This is a genomic window from Colwellia marinimaniae, from assembly GCF_002207865.1.
Lineage (GTDB): Bacteria > Pseudomonadota > Gammaproteobacteria > Enterobacterales > Alteromonadaceae > Colwellia > Colwellia marinimaniae.
The window spans coordinates 1-15,343 of record NZ_BDQM01000010.1 but is presented as its reverse complement, the minus strand read 5'-3'; the positions used below and the strand labels follow the sequence as shown (position 1 = coordinate 15,343).

At 39.7% G+C, this 15,343-nt stretch carries 13 protein-coding genes; 9 read left to right on the top strand and 4 right to left on the bottom strand.

Features of this window, described 5'->3' with window-relative positions; translation table 11 throughout:
* Positions 1-35: 35 nt before the first annotated feature.
* Positions 36-410, bottom strand: a complete 375-nt coding sequence (locus tag MTCD1_RS07880) for a hypothetical protein (RefSeq protein ID WP_057181475.1) — start codon at positions 408-410, stop codon at positions 36-38.
* A complete protein-coding gene (locus MTCD1_RS07875; protein ID WP_057181474.1) occupies positions 407-2,140 on the bottom strand; it encodes a S41 family peptidase in 1,734 nt (577 codons plus the stop codon). Before MTCD1_RS07875 ends, MTCD1_RS07880 begins: the two co-directional genes overlap by 4 nt.
* Before the next feature lie 556 nt (positions 2,141-2,696).
* Between MTCD1_RS07875 and MTCD1_RS07870 the strand changes: the two genes are divergently transcribed.
* The 6 genes from MTCD1_RS07870 (at position 2,697) to MTCD1_RS07845 (ending at position 9,929) form a co-directional block, all read left to right on the top strand.
* Positions 2,697-4,331: a peptide MFS transporter gene (locus MTCD1_RS07870; protein ID WP_057181473.1), complete on the top strand. Its 1,635-nt coding sequence runs from the start codon at positions 2,697-2,699 to the stop codon at positions 4,329-4,331.
* Positions 4,332-4,423: 92 nt separating this feature from the next.
* Positions 4,424-5,206: an alpha/beta hydrolase gene (locus MTCD1_RS07865; RefSeq protein ID WP_057181472.1), complete on the top strand. Its 783-nt coding sequence runs from the start codon at positions 4,424-4,426 to the stop codon at positions 5,204-5,206.
* Between the two features lie 333 nt (positions 5,207-5,539).
* Positions 5,540-6,514, top strand: a complete 975-nt coding sequence (locus MTCD1_RS07860; protein ID WP_057181471.1) for a transposase — start codon at positions 5,540-5,542, stop codon at positions 6,512-6,514.
* A gap of 406 nt (positions 6,515-6,920) precedes the next feature.
* Positions 6,921-7,763, top strand: a complete 843-nt coding sequence (locus MTCD1_RS07855) for a putative selenate ABC transporter substrate-binding protein (RefSeq protein ID WP_057181470.1) — start codon at positions 6,921-6,923, stop codon at positions 7,761-7,763.
* A complete protein-coding gene (locus tag MTCD1_RS07850) occupies positions 7,760-8,446 on the top strand; it encodes an ATP-binding cassette domain-containing protein (protein WP_057181469.1) in 687 nt (228 codons plus the stop codon). The genes MTCD1_RS07855 and MTCD1_RS07850 overlap by 4 nt, the downstream gene beginning before the upstream one ends.
* Complete coding sequence (locus tag MTCD1_RS07845; protein ID WP_057181468.1) at positions 8,439-9,929, top strand: PhnE/PtxC family ABC transporter permease; 1,491 nt, start codon at positions 8,439-8,441, stop codon at positions 9,927-9,929. The genes MTCD1_RS07850 and MTCD1_RS07845 overlap by 8 nt, the downstream gene beginning before the upstream one ends.
* Before the next feature lie 735 nt (positions 9,930-10,664).
* Here the strand turns inward: MTCD1_RS07845 and MTCD1_RS07840 are convergent.
* Positions 10,665-11,360 (bottom strand): Crp/Fnr family transcriptional regulator, encoded by a 696-nt coding sequence (locus tag MTCD1_RS07840; protein ID WP_057181467.1) that lies wholly within the window; start codon positions 11,358-11,360, stop codon positions 10,665-10,667.
* A gap of 100 nt (positions 11,361-11,460) precedes the next feature.
* On the opposite strand from MTCD1_RS07840, the gene MTCD1_RS07835 reads away from it, so the two are divergent.
* Both MTCD1_RS07835 and MTCD1_RS07830 read left to right on the top strand, forming a co-directional pair.
* On the top strand, positions 11,461-11,898 hold the full coding sequence (locus MTCD1_RS07835) for a hypothetical protein (RefSeq protein ID WP_057181466.1): 438 nt from the start codon (positions 11,461-11,463) through the stop codon (positions 11,896-11,898).
* A complete protein-coding gene (locus tag MTCD1_RS07830) occupies positions 11,898-12,107 on the top strand; it encodes a hypothetical protein (protein ID WP_057181465.1) in 210 nt (69 codons plus the stop codon). The genes MTCD1_RS07835 and MTCD1_RS07830 overlap by 1 nt, the downstream gene beginning before the upstream one ends.
* Before the next feature lie 477 nt (positions 12,108-12,584).
* Here the strand turns inward: MTCD1_RS07830 and MTCD1_RS07820 are convergent, their stop codons facing one another.
* Positions 12,585-13,598: a hypothetical protein gene (locus MTCD1_RS07820; RefSeq protein WP_057181464.1), complete on the bottom strand. Its 1,014-nt coding sequence runs from the start codon at positions 13,596-13,598 to the stop codon at positions 12,585-12,587.
* A 418-nt stretch (positions 13,599-14,016) separates the two neighbouring features.
* Between MTCD1_RS07820 and MTCD1_RS07815 the strand changes: the two genes are divergently transcribed.
* Positions 14,017-14,994, top strand: coding sequence for an isoaspartyl peptidase/L-asparaginase (locus MTCD1_RS07815; RefSeq protein ID WP_057181463.1), 978 nt, complete (start codon positions 14,017-14,019; stop codon positions 14,992-14,994).
* Positions 14,995-15,343: the final 349 nt, after the last annotated feature.

Genomic DNA, 15,343 nt, shown 5'->3' with positions numbered 1-15,343 from the left:
CCTTTTTCTCTCTATGTAAATGCTGCTATTAAACGTTATCGTTTAAAGCAAGACCTTGTCTTTAATGGCCATTCTTGACCTGTATCAAGTCGTTTAAGCAAACAAGTATCGGCTTTTTTTCTTAATTCAAACACTAAAGCAGGTGTTATTTCCTTACGATAAACTTTTACACCTTTAGGTGAGGTCACCGGCGGAGTCGTCAATAATAATCGGCTCGATTGCTGAAAGACATCCTGCGCTATTGGTACCTTTTTTCCCGCCAAAGCATTGCTAACGACAGCAACAATTTCAGCGCGGGCTTCACTACTGTTATTAGGCAGTAATGCCGCAACTGATTCATGAGCCTGCAGAGCACAAGCTGACAGAAGACTTAAAGACAGGGCGACCAAAGTAAGATGTTTAATGATCATTGCGTTTTACCTGCTCTGACATGGCGGAATTTATCAAAATAAATATCATCAATAATAGCATCTTGTAGTGGCGTGCGAGTATTAAGCTTAGCGCCAAAATATTCAACCGAATTGCTTGGTTGAGATAACACTGATTTCGGCGAACTAAAACTACTAATCAATTTACCGCTTAACTTAACAGGTTGTTCGACCATCACAGGACAAGTATTATGTGTTTGATAATAAAGCGCACTAGCGAGTAATATTTCTTGTTCATCACCCAAGGAGTGCAAATAATCCTCCTCAATAGGACAACCTTGTACTTGATAGAGCTTACCTGCTTCAGGCAACTTAGCGGGTACTAAACCATCAGTATAATCACCAAAACCTGCATCGTTTTCTCCTTTAAACTGCACCGTGAAATACGTAGAGCCACAATTATCTTGACTAAAAAATCCGTATGGTTTTCCGCAGGTTGTTTCACCAATTTGAATAACTTCTATGCCTACACCAATTAATGAATTGATAAATGATTCACTCGCTGAGCAGGAAGAGCCAGTGGTAAGCACATAAACCCGAGCTAAATCTAAGGTTGGCAGTGGTTGATCTGCTTGAATAATTGAGTCACCACCAATTAAACGTCTTAAATCAATGGTCACATCAAGAAACGGCGTCTCGGTACTGGCTATTTTATCGTTGTAAACAATTTTTTCGTATAGCTTACCCTCAGTAACATCTTTACCGGCAACCATATAAGCAAGTTGTGACGACAGCGCTAAAAAACCACCACCGTTATAACGTAAATCAACTACTAAATCAGTAATTTGATTTTCCGAAAAAAGTGTAAATTGATCAAAGAGATCTTTTTCTACCTTGGCGTTATTAAAAGAATTCAACAACAAATAACCGACTTTTCCTTGTGGAGTAGCTATTGTTTTAGCTAACTGTAACGGTACTGCTGTAATGGCGGCAGTTTGCAACGTTACTTGATATTCTTCATTATTAAGATCAATAAACTTAAAGGTATGACTTTCGCCTTCGTTGCGACTAAATATGGCATCATTAATAATATCAATGTCACTTTGCACTGTGGTATTAACAAAATCTACACCATCAATTTCCAGCAGCTTCGAACCACGAGAAACCCCCGCAATCATTGCTTGCGTATTCGGCGTGACATATTTTACCTGCCAACTTCTCGGTGGAGCAATACTGCTTTGTCTATCATAGTCAATACCGTAACCATAGCTGACGCCTAATTGTGTGCTCTCTTCTACACCACTGGTCGGTTCCATCCAATGAAACTTATCTTTCGGAGCGCCAGAATCTGTTACCGCTGTTGTTTTAAGTTGGTCGAAATAATCGATTAAATTAAAGTTTTTTGGATCTTTATCAATAACTTCTTTGTACCAAAGGTAAGTCTCATTAGTAAAGGCACGTTGCCACTGTTTTTCCAGTAGCTCACTGCCTGGTCTATCTGGATAAGTGATATGAGTAATAGGGCTGCTGCCACTGCGGGGATCCTTACATTGCGCAACAAAGTTACTTGACGGTTGAAATTGATCTTGCTGCCAAGTAGGCTCAGTGACTGTTTTAGTCACGGGCACTTCAGTAACCTTAGTTGTTCCGCCAGAGCCACCACCACAAGCAGTGAGCATAACTAACGGCAGTGCTATGGTTAACAATAATAGCGGTTTTTTACTTTTTTCACTTAGGGTACTTTGTTCACTTTTGTCAATAACAACTGTCATCTACACTATTTCCTTTTTATATGAATCCATTTCAGTCGTCTTTGGATAAAGTCATGTCCTATAACTTAAGCCAAAGAAAAAAATCATCGTATCTTAAATTACATTTAAATAATTAACAATTATTTTACAATTATCTATAATATTTTACAAAGCACCATAAGGCAGTTTAGTCGGCTCTAATAATACATCTGCAAACATTGGCTCTAGTTTTGTTGTTAAAGTATTGATGTCCACGATTTCACCCTAACTTGTCAGCCACTTATTCCCATCCTAGTCATACCCGTGGTTTAGCGGCAGTCATTTCTGGAGTTACGTCCTCATCAATTTCGAAGTTACCCCCTCGTTATTTTTGAGGTTACCCCCTCCGTCATTTCCGATGTTACCTCCACCGTCATTTCCGAGGTTACCCCCTCCGTCATTTCCGAGGTTACTGATCGGAAATCCATTGTCTAATAGCCATTAAACTTATTAAACAAATAACCAGCCTGCTTAGCGTAACGGTAATACTCACCCTATACTTCTTCTATGGTTTTCTTTGTCGAAATACAGGCTATATATGAATAAAACAGACATCGCTGATACGGATAAACAGATAAATACTGATGAATTATTTGGTCACCCAAAAGGCTTGTATGTTTGTTTCGCCACTGAATTATGGGAGCGATTTTCATTCTATGGTATGAAGTATTTGCTGCTATTATATTTGACCAAATACCATTTATTTTCAGACGGAGAAGGCTTGGCAGTATTAGGCGCCTATGCGGGTTTAGTTTACACCTTACCTGTTATCGGTGGCATGTTAGCCGATCGCTACCTAGGCATGAAAAAATCGGTGATCTTCGGGGGTATTTTACTCAGCATCGGCCATCTCCTTATGGCAGTAGAAGGTCACCAAGCGGTGCAATATGTGGCCGGAACTATTTTAACTGCAGATCTTACCCTTAATACTGGCGTTGTACTCAGTGCGGGTACGCAATTAACCCAAACGATTAAAGTACAAGACCTAGCGGCGCTGAATGTTTTTTATCTGGCGCTATCGTTTATTGTCGTTGGCGTTGGTTTTTTAAAGCCCAATATCTCCACTATCGTGGGTCAATTATATAGTAAGGATGATCCCCGTCGTGACTCTGGCTTTACTATTTTTTATATGGGCATCAACCTTGGCGCTTTTGCCGCGACAATTATCTGTGTGTACTTAGGAGAAACTTTCGGCTGGGGCTATGGCTTTGGCGCCGCAGGCATTGGCATGCTGTTTGGCTTAGTTACTTTCACTAAGGGACTGAAATATTTACGTGGCTTGGCTGAGCCGCCACACCCGGAACTTTTAGCCGAGAAAGTGTGGGGCTTGATCAGCCGTGAATACCTAATATATTTAACAGCGATATTAAGTTTGTCGGTGTTTTGGTTAATGATCCAACATGAGCCGGTGGTGTTTGCTGCCCAGCAGGTTTTACTGATTGTTGCCGGGGGCGGGCTAATCACGTTTGCGCTGTTAAAAGGCAGCAGAGCAGAGTTTCAACAAATGCTGGTACTCATGGTGTTAATTGCTTCTACCATTGTCTTTTGGGCGCTGTTTGAGCAAGCCGCTGGCTCTATGACCTTATATGCTGATAGGGTAGTTGATAGAACTATCGCCGGTATTGAAATATCAGCCGGTCAGTTTGGCTCGCTCAATGCAGGTTTTATCATAGTGTTAGCCTTACCTTTTGCGGCCTTATGGGTATGGTTAGAAAAGTTTCAGCTAAACCCCAATATTGCCGTTAAATTTGGTCTAGGCATTATGCTGGCAGGCATAGGTTTTGCTGTCTTAGTGTTAGGCGCAAAATTTCCTAATGAGGCAGGAAAAATCAGCTTATGGTGGTTAGTGCTGGCGTATCTCATTCATACTACCGGTGAACTGTGTATTTCGCCGGTAGGGCTTTCAGCGGTAACTAAGCTGGCCATACATCGTGTCGTAGGGCTCTCCATGGGCGTGTGGTTTTTAGCAACGGCGCTGTCTGAAACCCTTGCGATGCGCTTAGGAAAAATGGCTGCCATTGATACCCAAGGCGGAGAGGTTGCTAGTGTTAGTGAGGCTGTTGTTATCTATAGCCAGCTATTTGAATTTTTAATGTGGATTGGTCTTGGTAGCGGCGTGGTGGTTTTATTGATATCGCCACTGTTAAAGCGTGGTATGCATGGCGTGCGCTAAACTGCTTGTAGCTTTAACGCTCAAGTTAAACATATAATAATTAGCTGCTAGCTTTAGCTGCACACTTTTACCTTCAACATAGGCAGGCGTTAATGTTAGATTTTGGCAAGTTTTTACTGGTACTTTATTTGATAACAGTAACGTTTTTATATTTTGCTCAGCGCAAGATGTTGTATTTCCCACCGGTAAATAGTCCTACGGTAAATAGTTCTACGTTAAATAGTCCGACAGCACAGCAAGACGAAATTGTTTTTCATGTGAATGAACAAACAATACAAGCGTGGCAACTAAACCCAGAGACAAGCCATGCTTTATTATATTTTGGCGGTAATGCTGAAGACGTTAGCGCGAATATTGAGCCATTTCTTCAGCTATTTCCTCATCACACGGTTTATCTGATTAATTATCGCGGTTATGGCGCCAGTACCGGATCGCCGAGTGAGCAAGCACTTACTCAAGATGCGCTGGCAATATACGACCAACTAACCAGTGATTATCAAACAATCAGCGTTATAGGGCGTAGTTTAGGCTCTGGTGTTGCGGTTAATCTAAGCGCAGTTAGAGCGATTAAAAAGATGATTTTAGTCACCCCTTTTGACAGTATTCTCAATGTTGCCCAAGACATTTACTGGATGTTCCCCTTATCCTTTTTGCTCAAAGACAAATTTGAATCATGGCGTAAGGTCGAAGATATTAACGCCGATAGTCTAGTTATTATTGCTGAGCAAGATGAGGTGATTGCGCCTAAATACGGTCATAACTTAGTTACTTACTTTGCCACCAAGCCTGAAGTGAATGTTATTATTGGCGCAGGTCATAATAACATCGCCGAGTTTTCAGCTTACCAGCTGGCGCTCGCAGAGTTTATGCAATGAAAAAATGATGAGAATAACAATGCTAATCTCATCATTAATTTGGTTTTTTTGATTAGAATGTTATTTTAATTAGTAAAATAGCAGACAGCCCTCTTAATATATTCATCATTTCCGGAGTTACGCCCTCCGTTATTTCCGAAGTTACACCTTCGTCATTTCCGGAGTTACACCTTCGTCATTTTCGAAGTTACACTCTCGTTATTTCTGAAGTTATACCTTCGTTATTTCTGAAGTTATACCTTCGTCAAATCAACAAGGACAGTCGCTCAAATTTGAATAATATAAACCTCTCAACTAAAGTTAGTAAATAAGCATTTTTCGAGAGGTTTTGTTATGACTACTGCAAGAAAGCAATTAATTAGCTTAGCTGATACACCTTATTATCATTGTATTTCTCGTTGTGTTCGCCGCGCCTTTTTATGTGGTGAAGATAAAAATACCGGGCAGAATTTTGACCATAGGCGAGGGTGGGTAGAAGATAAATTACTCAGCCTAAGTCAAATTTTTTCAATTGATGTATGCGCTTACGCTGTTATGAGTAATCACACGCATATAGTACTTTTTGTTGATGAAGCAACTGCAAAATCGTGGACAACAAGTGAGGTACTTCAACGTTGGCATCAATTATTCAAAGGCACATTAATAACACAGCAGTATTGTCGTGGAGAAGAAATCCCCGATTACCTTATGACTTCTTTACTGGAAACGGTTGCCGTGTATCGCAATCGCTTAATGGATATTAGCTGGTTTATGCGTCTACTAAACCAAAGTATTGCTATACAAGCCAACCTTGAAGATAACTGCACAGGTCATTTTTGGGAAGGGCGCTTTAAATCACAAGCCTTATTAGACGAAGCTGCTCTTGCTGCTTGTATGGCGTATGTTGATTTAAACCCAGTAAGAGCCAAGATAGCTAAAACCCCTGAAACATCAGAGTACACTAGCGTAAAACAACGGGTAATATCAGCAAAAAAAGGGAAACAACCCACAAGGCTACTTCCCTTTGTGGGCAACCCTAGAAAAGAAATGCCAACAGGTATACCGTTTGAATTAAAAGACTATCTTGAACTAATTGAACTGACAGGGCGTTGTCTTCGTGAAGATAAAGCAGGTTACATTAAAGAAAATCAACCTACCTTGCTAACTCGGCTTAATATAAGCCCTGAAAACTGGCTGACACTAAGCAAAGGTTTTAGAAAACTCTTTCATGGCGCGGTGGGACATAGCGATGTATTGACCGAGTACTGTGAACACCAAGGGTTAAAGCGACGAACCAATTTCACTTGCTGTGATAAACTATTGGCTTAATAACTCAACGCTCAGCAGACCCCTTCTTTTATACCAACACATCAAGCCTGATTGTTTTGTCATGTCTAAAAGCACTAATCCTCGTATTTTTTTAGAGGTTTAGTACCGATTAATATTCACTAGAAAAATTTGAGGTTATTTTGAGTGAATAGTTAGCTGGTGTTATTGTTTTCTTTTGGGTTGCTTTATAAGCGAGTGTCCTAGATATTTGTTTTTACAGATCAAGCAACGCATTGAAACCAATATTGCAGAAATGCAAAGCAACAAATTAAACGGAGTTCCGTCGATCATTGTTAATGGTAACGGGTATATATCTAACAAAAAGCCTCGAACCTGGAGGCTTTTTGTTACCATCGTCTAACCAGTTCAGCTATAATCACCAGCCCCGCATTCTCCGTCGTTTATTATGAAATATTTATTACTGTGCTGTCTGTTATTCGTTAGTTCAATTAATGCTCAAACCTTTACGTTTACTGCGATCCCCGATGAAGATGAAAGCCGTCTGCGCAGTCGCTTTGACAAAGTGGCGTTGTACCTGACTGAGCAATTAGGAGTCGATGTTAAATACGTCCCCGTTAAGTCTTACAGTGCTGCGATTAGTGCTTTTCGCAACAATCAGGTTCAGCTCGCTTGGTTTGGTGGCTTGTCAGGAGTCAAAGCGCGATATCTGGTTGAAGGTTCTCGAGCTATTGCTCAAGGTTCTGAAGATCAATTCTTTAAAACCTATTTTATCGCCCATCATTCAACGGGGCTGACCGAGCAAGCACAACTCAATAAAGATATCGCGAAATTTACTTTTACCTTTGGATCGAAAGGCTCGACCTCTGGTCGCTTAATGCCAGAGCATTTCATCCGACAAACGTTTGGCAAATCACCCAATAAAGTGTTTAAACGGGTAGGCTTTAGTGGTGATCACAGCCGAACTATTGCGCAAGTTCAGTCGGGTGCATGGCAAATAGGGGCTGTTAATTACAAGGTTTGGCATAACGAGCTTAACGCGGGAAAAATCGATCTCTCAAAAATCAAGGTAATTTGGACCACCCCAACTTATCCTGATTATCAATGGACTATCCGTGGCGATGTCGACCAACAGTTTTCACCAGATTTTAGTCAGCGAGTGCAAAAGGCGTTACTCGATATGTCGGAGCCATCATTACTAGCAAGTTTTCCACGGCAAAAATTTGTCCCAGCTACTAATGATGATTACGAACCGATTAAGGTTATTGCAAAAGCCATTAAGTTGCTATGACACAAGATTGTCCGACAGTGTTTAAACTATCCAATCAAGCCATTGGATTTAAAAATCAGCCAATATTTTCTAATCTCAGTTTAATGATTAAACAGGGTGAGAAGGTCGCCATTGTCGGGACCAGTGGCAGTGGTAAGTCAACCCTGCTAAATTACCTGTATCAGTGCCGCAGTGTCGATGTTGCCTATTGCCCGCAAAAATCGATGCTGGTCGACACGCTGAGTGTTTACCATAATATTTACATGGGAATACTCAACCAACATGGTTTTTTTTATAATGTCATTAATTTGATCCGACCATTTCCGGAGCATAAAACCCGAGTTGAACAGCTAACCCGACGGTTAGGACTCACTGGATTACTTTTTAAATCAATTGATAAGTTATCGGGAGGGCAGCAGCAACGATGTGCCATCGGCAGGGCACTCTATCAGCGACTGCCAATATTTATCGGTGATGAACCATTCTCAGGCTTAGACCCAAAACAAAGCGTTGAACTATTAAAGGCGATTAAGGAGCAACATCAAACAGTTGTTGTTGCGCTGCATAATAAAGAAATGGCCCTCAATCAGTTTGATCGGATTATTGGCATAAAGGACGGGGCTATCGCCTTTGATACACCGGCTACTGAGGTAAGTTCCGAGCAATTGGAACTGATATATCACCGCATAGAACACAGTGAATAACCACGTTATGATCACTGTTGACACCACTGCACGAAAGTATCGACTCATCAGCTTGTTTATCGCAAGCTTGGGTATTATCACGTTATTGATGGCGGACATTGAAATCAGTGCAACGGATCCAATGGATGAGTTGTTAGCAATTTTAGCCGGGTTTATTAGTCCAGATCTTAGTCAAATCGACTATTTAGCCGAAGCACTACTAACCACGGTTTTTTTTGCGGTGGTCGGAATTAGCATCGCCGCGACGCTTGGGATTTTTCTGGCACCGTTACATCATCTGCCATTGATTAGCCATTTTTGTGCCTTTATTCGCTCAATTCACGAGTTATTTTGGGCGTTGATATTTTTACAAATGTTCGGATTATCTTCTATTACCGGTGTCTTGGCGATTGCCATACCCTACACGGGAATATTTGCCCGAGTTTATAGCGATATTCTGGAGCAAAGCCCACTGGATCGTCGCCATTGGATTAATGACACTAGCCTCAGTGTTTGGCTTTATACCGGTATTATTCCCTGTTGGGCTGCGATTGCACAATATACTCGCTACCGTTTCGAATGTGGACTGCGCAGTGCCGCGATATTAGGATTCATCGGGCTGCCAACCTTGGGTTATTATCTTGAAACTGCATTTTCGCAAGGACAATATAACGAAGCAGCGGGGTTGTTATTGTTGTTCTTTGCCATGATAGCGACGTTAAAATGGTGGCTTAATATCCGCCTAGTATTGCTCTACCTCATTGCGGCCATCGTCTATTTACCTTGGCAGTCACAGCTTGAGTTTAAATACCTAGTGCGTTTTATCACTCAAGATATTGTGCCACAGCCATTGCTTGAGCCTACGCTTAATCTAAGTCACTTAAGTCAGTGGTTTGGCGATTTAGTATCAGGTCAAATTCTACCAGGGATTGGGGCTAGCTTATTACTTAGTGTTAGTGCGTTGCTGTGTTGCGGCGTGATAGCGCTGTTAACTTGGCCGCTGGCCTCTAGAGCAATTATTGGTCGTGGTTATATCTTGGGGCACGGTTTATTAATCGTCATGCGTTCGACGCCAGAAATTATCCTGGCTTTTGTGATTATGCTAATCATTGGCCCGTCAATGCTCCCGGCAATATTGGCATTGGCCCTGCATAATGGCGCAATTATTGGTTATTTGTTGGCACATCGTGCCGATACAGTCCCGCTGCGAGTCGATCGACCTAACGGTTTAAATTTGTGGGCTTATGAGCTCCAGCCACAGATATATCCAAGCTTTATCAGCCTGATTTTCTATCGCTTTGAAGTCATATTGCGTGAAAGTGCCATTTTAGGGATGCTTGGGGTCACCACGATCGGTTTTTATATTGATTCAGCCTTTGAAGCACTATTTTTTGATGTCGCCTTGATCTTAATTTTAGTGACCGCCGCACTTAATATGTTGGTCAATAGCATATCACTCCGTTTAAGACGTTATTTAGCGTTAGATCGTATCCTAACCGCTTAATGTCCTTAAACTTTTTGTGATAAGTAAATAACACCACCGCAAAGTAGTAAACTTCATTTGGTTACTGCGACCTGTCGCAATCAGTGATTGTGACGCTGGGGTCTAGGTTTTATCACCTAGATTATACCATTTTCATTAAGTTTGTGATCTTGTTGTGCATAGGAAAAATAAATCAGGGCAAGGCGCTCGATTGAGCAATAGCTGGCTATTGGGATTGAGAGCAACACTGACATGACGTATTTTAACCAGCACAAGTGGGCAATAATTTAATGGAATTGGTATTAGTCGCTTCAAGACTGATCATCATCATGTCATCGTCGCCAAAATAACTGCCGAGGGCTAAGTTAACGGTCCCCAACCAGCGAAATGTTGTGGCCGGCTTGAGGTATTATCCTCGGCATCAATGGCTGCTCTGATAAACTCATAGCATCATAACTAGCTTCGTCATTCTCGTAGTTACCCCTTCGTCATTCCCGAAGTTACATCCTTCGTCATTTCCGAAGTTACGCCTTCCGTCATTCCCGAAGTTACTGATCGGGAATCCATTCTCTTAAAACCACTAAACTTTAACTTATAGGGTATTTATGGTTTGGGTTTTAATTCAAGTTATTGATAAATTACAATTATTGTGTACTTTCTTTTTGTCAGAATGGAAGTAATAGCAGACTCAAAATACCGTCGCGAAAGGATCACGTTCTCTATGCGATTAATAACGTCTCTTGTTTACAAAATAGGTTATTCACGAGGATCATAAAAACACAAGTTAGCTTCATCTAACAGTTTAAATAAAGCCGTAGTGCTTTGAATTATGATTTTTTTATGTTGCACTTTAATCAACTCTTGCTGCTCAAGTTTTTTCAATACTTGATTAACTCTTGGTCTAGACAAGCCGCAGATATCGCTAATTTTTTGCTGGCTTGCATCAATTTCAATAAGGCTAAAATCACGTTTATTCAAAGGCAGTAAAGTTGCCAAACAATAAAGTACTCTAATATTTTTATTCGATAAGGCAATTATGGGTACTTGCAGCCATTGAGGGATATTGTGAGCCGCAATATTAAGCAACCATTTATATATTAAGGGATGTGCATCAGCAATTTTTGTTAATCGGTCTTTAGGTATATACAATAATTCAACAGGCTCAATTTCATTTATCAATAAAAACGGGTGAGGTAATTGCATCAATGTTAAGCCACCAAACCAACCGTTCTGTTCAATAATAAAACTATATAAAGTATCCAAATTCCGCTGGGGCAGAGAAAAAGAAAATCGACCTTTTTTTAGGTAAATAAGCCCTGAAAAATTAAAAAAGCCGGTCGTTAGTTTAACTTTTTTCAGTGTTGTTGTTTTGAAATCTTCCTCTTCAAAATAATTAAGCAACTGCGGTGGTATATCCTGTAACAAAGTATTTGAAGAACGTGTACTTGTCATGATTTTCCCTAAAGTGTTCGGCAAGGAACATATTCCCAGATTAATACAATCTACAATACTTATCCTATTTAATCGAATGATATAGTTCTGCAATTTAGCGATGAGCATTTTACTAACAAACACAATCGAAGCTACGGATAATAGAAAGGCTTTATCTCAACATGGTAGCTATTCAATAACCATTCATAATCAAGTTCTCACCGTAAAGGCCTATGATGCATGGAATATAGAAACGGCTATTTCATGTTTGAAAGAATTTAAAGTTCAAGCTGAAAAACTGAAACATAAAAGTTGGTCATCCATAATCGATTTAACACATTGGGAGTTAGGGCCGCCAGAAATGCTAAATGGAATGAAAAAATTAAATATATGGTCAGAAAAAAACAATCAAAAATTTGAAGCGGTAATTGTAAAAAACTCTGTTCAAGAACACCTTCTTGAAGTTTCACATATAACATTTAGTAATACTCAATCTAACTTCTTTGACAATCATAATGATGCTTTGTCTTGGTTATCAAACTCACAAGAGAATATATAATGAAAGAAACGACAAGCATATTACTACTTTTTATTTTCGTTGGTGTCTACTCCGGTGCTATGGGTATAACAGCAACAGTCATATTTATGATCATAGGAGGAGGGCCGTTAATCTATTTGGCTTGGCTTGTGGAAATGAAAGAAAAACTAAAAAATAAGGAACTAATCATAATGCGAAAGGAAAGATTAGCTAGACGCAACCTAAATTAAGAACAGCTAAAAATTGTTATTAATTGTGTAGCAAGTTGTCAGACAAATAATGATACCAAGGCTGCCTTCTTGGCAAAATAGCATTTTTAAATCACTTAATAGCCGAGAACAAAGAATTTATAAATATTATTGCAAATAATCAATTGATATTAAATAAGTTTTCATTGGTTATGTTTTGACAACAACTCTTTAATTTGGCACTGTTATCTTATTCACATGGATGAATGATTTTGTGAACGTAAGTACATTTAGCATGATGTAAGTGACAGCCAAATTTTATAATGAAAATGCAGAAGCACTAGCCCAGCAATACCTATCAACATCATTTGATCAGGTACATCAAAGTTGACATCAATTATTACCTGCCATTATCAATAATCCTAATGCACGTATTTTAGATATTGGCGCCGGCTCAGGGCGTGATGAGTATTTAATTTTATTATGACTCCCTTTATTAAAATAATCCGTTTGGTTAAATCACGCGCTTAAGGCAAATGTTTCATCATTTAATAGCTGAATTAACTCTATATCTTCCATACGGGGATTGGCATTCAATAATTGCTGTATTCGTACTACATTAGCTTTACTTAATGTTTTCTTAGGACTTATTTTAAAAGCTGCTTTCTCTTGATTTAGTCTCTGCAAGTCAGCTTTGAGGGAAGCAATCCGTTGCCTGTTATCTATAAGAGAGCTGTGAAGTTTAGAGTTTTCTTTATTGGTAGTATTTGTGAGGCTGGTGTATTTATCGACATCTTCCGATAGAAAATCTAATTGCTGCTCTTTATCATTCAGGTCTCCTGATAATTGGATAATCTTTTTACTGTACTCTTTGATTTCAATTTCGAGTTGCTCCTTTTGCTTTGTGATTTTCGCAATATGAACAGTTACGCTTCTGAATTTTTCAGTAACCTTATTGTGTTCTTCTTTTAGGATGGCAAGTTCCGCGCCAATTTCCTTATACTTGATCGCTAGTAAGTCAAATTCTGTTTTTGTATTGGAGTTTTCAGATGTGAGATTATCAAACTCTGCTTTTGAATATCTTACCTCTTTAACTAAGTCTTCTTTTGCCTGCGTGGTTATTGATAACTCGCCTCTGAGTTTGCTGTTTTCAGTTACTATAACCTCTTTGGCTGTAACAATGGCTTGAAACTCTTCTTCCGTTCGGTAAGATTTTATATTTAGTTTTGTTAATATGATTTGAGTTAATTTGTCAAAACCTTCGCGTGAAAGTAACCCTATATTGTTTAGTAAGGGCTTAAAAATAACAACAGCTAAGGCTAAAATAATGGGTATCCAATAACTTGGGGCCGCTTCTATGGTTTTTAGTGCAGTAATTTTAACTGCCAGTTCACCTTTTGTTGATAAAAGCATTAGTGGGTATTCGTAATTAACAACAATCCAAGACAAAAGATAAGCGTAAGCGAAAGATGGCCCCGGCTTATCTTTAAGGCTGTTGGCAAAAATACTCTCTAGAAATTTTACGAAAAACATATATTACCTAATTAATTAGAAAACTGATTACGAGCTGTGACTACGATCTTTATATTCAGGTTTAGCGCTACTATCTATAGTGTTAATTACTCTTTTCAAATAGATATTTATTAATACACATGGTATTACCTGAGTATGAAGGTAGATCAAACTATACACTGCGAGAATGGTCAAGCATTTTTATTTTGGGTAGTAAATCGGAGAGGGAGTTGCCGCGAATATTGAGTCATTTCGTCAGCTATTTCCCCATCACACTGTTTATCTGATTAATGAAAAAACTGCAGACACCCACTCAAATAGAAATAAGATTTGAGTGGGTGTCTGCTATATTCAGCTATATTCTACTGAATAAATGAATACAATTATAAAATAAGATATAAACATCTATACGAGTCTCTAGAATAAAAGTGGAGGTAATATGTTTTTATTAGCCAACGAAGATGGAAAGGCGGGAGTCGACCAAGCAGTCGAATTGCTAAACAATAACAATACAGCTATAAACTCAATCGTTGCAGGAATATCTATGGTTGAGGAAGACCCTCATTCCAAAATTGTCGGACTGGGAGGCCTAGCGGATATTGGCGGCGATGTGACACTTGATGCAGCAATTATGGATGGTGAAAACATTGATTTTGGTGCGGTTGCTGGCATTAAAAAATATGTTAATGCCATAAAAATTGCGGCTGCTATATTGCACGATTCACCACATTGTATGTTAGTTGCTGAAGGAGCCGAGCGATATGCCAGAGAAAAAAATATTCCTCAGCGCTCACCACGATTAAGAAAATCAGAAGATCAATGGCGCGAACTTTTTAAATCCTATGTTAATGAAGATCCCTCAGTTTTATCAGACAAAGTCGCATTAGCTCAGTGGTGTAAAAAGGCGATATTAGGGGCGCATGGACATCTGTTTAAAGATACAACAATATATATGGCAAAAGACCACAAAGAAAATATTGCAGTTGGAACGAGTACATCCGGTTGGCCACTTAAATATCCCGGACGCGTGGGGGATTCCCCTATATGTGGTGCAGGCTTCTATGCGGATAATCAGTGGGGTGCTGCCGCATGTACAAATACAGGGGAAATGGCTTTAAGAGCAAACACTGCCTTTGCTGTTGTACAATATATGAAGATTGGCCTATCCGTTGAGGAAGCTGTGTATCAGGCGATGAAAGACCTGACATCACTAAAAGGAGGATTGCTATCTGATCTGATAGTGTATGGGATAGATAAGCACGGGAAACATAAAGTTGTTTGCTATCATTCCAAACCCAATGGAGAGCCAGCCCCTAAATTTTGGTATTGGCATAAAAATCACTCGACAGATTTAGAGCTTATCGTTGCGGAAACTATGTTTAAAGACGATATTTTAAGTATGAACCACAAATTCTAAGGGATTAAGGGGGACCAGTATCTAAAGCGATAAAACTCCCTTTCCCACGTATTACATACGCCGTCATAACCATAATCCATCCTCGTAGTTTCGCCGCAGTCATTCCCGAAGTTACCCCTCCGTCATTCCCGAAGTTACACCCTTCGTCATTTCAGAAGTTACACCCTCGTCATTTCAGAAGTTACACCCTTCGTCATTTCAGAAGTTACACCCTCCGTCATTTACGAAGTTACACCCTCCGTCATTCCCGAAGTTACACTCTCCGTCATTTACGAAGTTACACCCTCGTTATTTCTGAAGTTACACCTCGTTATTTCCGAAGTTACCCCTTCGTCATTCCCGAAGTTAC